Below are 3,570 nucleotides of genomic sequence, written 5' to 3' on the forward strand. Positions count from 1 at the left end.
GCGCCGGCGCAGCCCAGCACATTGCCGGTCTTTTCCAGGATCTCGGCGCGCGTGGCGCCCTGGTCGATCAGCGCCAGCGAACCTGCCTGGTCGGCCCCGAAGACGATGTCCACATTCTTGAAATCAACCGCGACGGTCATTTCTTGCCTCCAACGCCGATGCGGGTCATGCGGTCGAGCACGATCGCGAGCACAACGATCGCGAGGCCCGCCTCAAGCCCGAGATCGATGCGGCGCGAGCCGAGCGCGCGGTTGATTTCCGTGCCGAGGCCGCCGGCGCCGATCAGGGCGGCGAACACCACCATCGACAGCGACAGCATGATCGATTGCGTCAGACCCGCCATGATGGTCGGCAGCGCCGATGGCAGCTCCACCTTCCACAGGAGCTGGCGCTTGGTGGCGCCGAAGGCCTCGCCCGCCTCGATGATCGCCTTGGGCACCGAGACCACGCCGAGATGGGTGAGCCTGACTGCCGTCGGGATGACGAAGATGATGGTGACGATGAGACCGGGCGCGTTGCCGAGGCCGAACAGCGTGAGCACCGGGATCAGGTAGACGAAGGTCGGCAGCGTCTGCATCAGGTCGAGCACCGGCAGCATGACGCGGTAGACCTTCGGCTTGTGCGCGGCCCAGATGCCGAGCGGCACGCCGATCGCCATCGCCATGGCGGCGGCGGCAACGACCAGCACCAGCGTTTGCACCGTCTGTTTCCACAGGTTCTGGTTGATGATGAAGATCAGGCCGAGGAAGACGCCGATAGCGAGCGGCCGCGAACGCTGCAGAAGCCAGGCGACGATCGCGATGACCAGCGCCAGAAGCACCGGCGGCACCATCAGCAGGATGCTCACCGCCCCGTCGAGGATGAAATTCAGCCCGTTTGAAAAAGCCCGGAAGATGGTGTCGAAATTGTCGGTCAGGAAGCCGAAGAACGCCTTGCCCCACGGCCCGATGGGGATTCTGTAGTCGGTCAGGAATTTCGAAATCGGATCCATCTTTCCCCTCTCGGCTTCGCCGCGCTTGCCGCGCGGTCACCCTCTCACGTCTCCAGGCATATGAAAAAGGGCAGCCTCTTCAAGGGCTGCCCTTTTCCGGAAATCATGCCGGTCCCAAGCGGCTCAGCTCCCGAGCGCGGTCTTGACGGCGGCAGCCGCGTCGCCGCCATCAAAGGTGGTGACGCCGGCAATCCACGGCGCAATGGCGTCGGGATGCTTCTTCAGCCAGTCTTTCGCCACCGTCTGGGCATCGCCGCCCTTCAGGATCGCGTCCATCATCTCGCCTTCCATGTCGAGATTGAACTTAAGGTTGGCGATGAACTTGGCGGCGTTCGGGCATTCGGTGGTGTAGCCCTTGCGCACGTTGGTGTAGACGGTGGCGGCGCCGAAGCCGCTGTCGCCCATGCCGTCGAGATAGGTGATCTTCATGGCGCCCATCACCGGGTGCGGCGTCCAGCCGAGGAAGGCGATCCACTCATTGTTCTTCATCGACTGCTCGGCCTGCGTCAGCATGCCGGCTTCCGACGACTCGACCAGCTCAAAGCCCTCGAGATTGTCCTTCGGGTTCTTGATCATATCGAGGATGATGCGGTTGCCGTCGTTGCCGGCCTCGATGCCGTAGATCTTGCCGTTGAATTTGTCCTTGAACTTGCCGAGATCGGTCAGCGTCTTGACGCCGGCATCCGCGACATAGGTCGGCACGACGATGCCATAGCCGGCGCCGGTCAGGTTGGTGCTGATCGTCTCGACCGAGCCGTCGGCGGTATAGTCCTTGATGTCGTTGGTCATCGACGGCATCCAGTTGCCGAGGAAGACGTCGAGGTCCTTGTTCTTCAGCGACGCATAGGTCACCGGCACCGAAAGCTGGATCGTCTGCGGCTCGTAGCCGAGCGCGGTGAGCAGCACCGAGGCCAGCCCCGTCGTGGCCTGGATGTCGGTCCAGCCGACATCGGAAAGGCGAACGGCCTTGCAGCTCGCCGGATCGCCGGCATAAGCGGCGGTCGTGGTCAGAAGCGCCGCAAGGCCGATGCCCGCGGCGATAGATTTCATACGCGACATGAACTTTCTCCCATTGCAATTACCAGGCGGTGCGAAGTCACGGTTCTTGCGCCCGCCTTGTTTCGTCAGCCAAACACCATTTTGAAGCCGTTTCAAGCGCTTCAACCTCACGACGAACGGCGCGCGCTGGCCTTTACGCGACATGACAGGCTTTTGAACGACATCGGATTTTAGACGGCAGGGAGTTTTTGGTGGACGGAGCCTCCGCCCCCCTCCCCCGGTGCCGACATGTGAGCTTAGAAGGACGCATGGCCAAGCTTTACTTCCACTACGCGACGATGAACGCCGGCAAGACGACGATGCTCTTGCAGGCGTCCTACAACTATCGCGAACGCGGCATGTCGACGATGCTGTTCGTCGCCGGACATTATCGCAAGGGCGACAGCGGCTTGATCTCGTCGCGCATCGGCCTCGAATCCGAGGCCGAGATGTTCCGCGACGGCGACGATCTCTTCGCCAGGGTCGCCGAGCATCACGAACATACGACCGTGCATTGCGTATTCGTCGACGAGGCTCAGTTCCTCGAGGAGGAGCAGGTCTGGCAGCTCGCGCGCATCGCCGATAGGCTGAACATCCCGGTCATGTGCTACGGCCTGCGCACCGATTTCCAGGGCAAGCTGTTCTCCGGCTCGCGCGCTTTGCTCGCCATCGCCGACGACCTGCGCGAGGTGCGCACCATCTGCCGCTGCGGCCGCAAGGCCACGATGGTGGTCAGGCTCGGCTCCGACGGCAAGGTGGCGAAGCAGGGCCAGCAGGTCGCCATCGGCAAGGACGTCTATGTCTCGCTCTGCCGCCGCCATTGGGAAGAGGAAATGGGCAGGTCTGCTCCCGACGATTTCATTGGTTTTGTCAGCCCCTGAGGTTTAGGCGGCCGAGACACGCCGCATCGGAAACCGCCAGCCAAGCCGCACGCCGAGCGTTGCCAGGGCAATCAGCGCCATGCCGGCAGCCTGCGCCGGTCCGAGCGGGTGGCCGTACATGGCCCAGTCGATGATGATGGCCACGACCGGATAGATGAAAGTGAGGATGCCGATGACCGGCGTCGTCAGGCGCGGAAAGGCGGAGTTCATCAGCACATAGGCGATGCCGGTATGCAGGACTCCGATCCCGGCCAGCCAGCCCCACGACGCAGGCGGGATGGGATGGCCGATGTCAGCGAACGGGGCGAGCAACACGACCCCGACCAGCGTCTGGCAAAGCACGGTGATCTCCGCGCGCTGTTGTCCGAGGCCCTTGGCAAGGATCGTCGCCACCGCATAAAGCAGGGCAGCGCCCAGCGTCAGCGCGATGCCCAACGCCCATTTGGCGTCGGCATGGCCGTGTGTGACGACCAGACCGCTGGCCAGCACCACGCCGAGGAACGCGCCAAGCATCCATAGGATCTGGTCGGGCGAGACGCGTTCCTTGAGGAAGACAACGCCGATCAGCACCACGAAGAATGGCTGTACATGGTAGACGATTGTCGTCGTCGCGATCGATGTCATGCTGAAGCCGGCGAAGAAGGCCGTCCAGCTCAGCAC

4 protein-coding genes and 1 pseudogene are annotated in these 3,570 nt (G+C 63.1%); 1 reads left to right on the plus strand and 4 read right to left on the minus strand.

What is annotated here, in order from left to right; genetic code table 11:
- The 3 genes and pseudogenes from EOA27_RS42355 to EOA27_RS27690 all read right to left on the minus strand — a co-directional run.
- Positions 1-140 (minus strand): annotated as a pseudogene (locus EOA27_RS42355) (choline ABC transporter ATP-binding protein); the annotation flags it as partial.
- Positions 137-991 carry a choline ABC transporter permease subunit gene (choW, locus tag EOA27_RS27685; protein ID WP_126081620.1) on the minus strand — a complete coding sequence of 285 codons (855 nt, stop codon included), beginning with the start codon at positions 989-991 and terminating at the stop codon, positions 137-139. The gene choW and the pseudogene EOA27_RS42355, both read right to left, overlap by 4 nt.
- 123 nt (positions 992-1,114) lie before the next feature.
- On the minus strand, positions 1,115-2,050 hold the full coding sequence (locus tag EOA27_RS27690) for a choline ABC transporter substrate-binding protein (RefSeq protein ID WP_042640272.1): 936 nt from the start codon (positions 2,048-2,050) through the stop codon (positions 1,115-1,117).
- A 248-nt stretch (positions 2,051-2,298) separates the two neighbouring features.
- Here EOA27_RS27690 and EOA27_RS27695 point away from each other — a divergent pair, with 248 nt between their 5' ends.
- Positions 2,299-2,910: a thymidine kinase gene (locus tag EOA27_RS27695; protein ID WP_126081619.1), complete on the plus strand. Its 612-nt coding sequence runs from the start codon at positions 2,299-2,301 to the stop codon at positions 2,908-2,910.
- A 3-nt stretch (positions 2,911-2,913) separates the two neighbouring features.
- On the opposite strand, the gene EOA27_RS27700 is transcribed toward EOA27_RS27695, so the two are convergent.
- Positions 2,914-3,570, minus strand: a 657-nt coding sequence (locus EOA27_RS27700) for a DMT family transporter (protein WP_145970567.1), incomplete at its 5' end; no start/stop codon positions are given.

It is taken from the genome of Mesorhizobium sp. M2A.F.Ca.ET.037.01.1.1 (genome assembly GCF_003998075.1).
Taxonomy (GTDB): domain Bacteria; phylum Pseudomonadota; class Alphaproteobacteria; order Rhizobiales; family Rhizobiaceae; genus Mesorhizobium.

Coding starts and splice junctions, on each gene's coding strand:
- choW (WP_126081620.1), bottom strand. CDS start 991: ATGGATCCGATTTCGAAATTCCTGACCGACTACAGAATCCCCATCGGG.
- EOA27_RS27690 (WP_042640272.1), bottom strand. CDS start 2,050: ATGTCGCGTATGAAATCTATCGCCGCGGGCATCGGCCTTGCGGCGCTT.
- EOA27_RS27695 (WP_126081619.1), top strand. CDS start 2,299: ATGGCCAAGCTTTACTTCCACTACGCGACGATGAACGCCGGCAAGACG.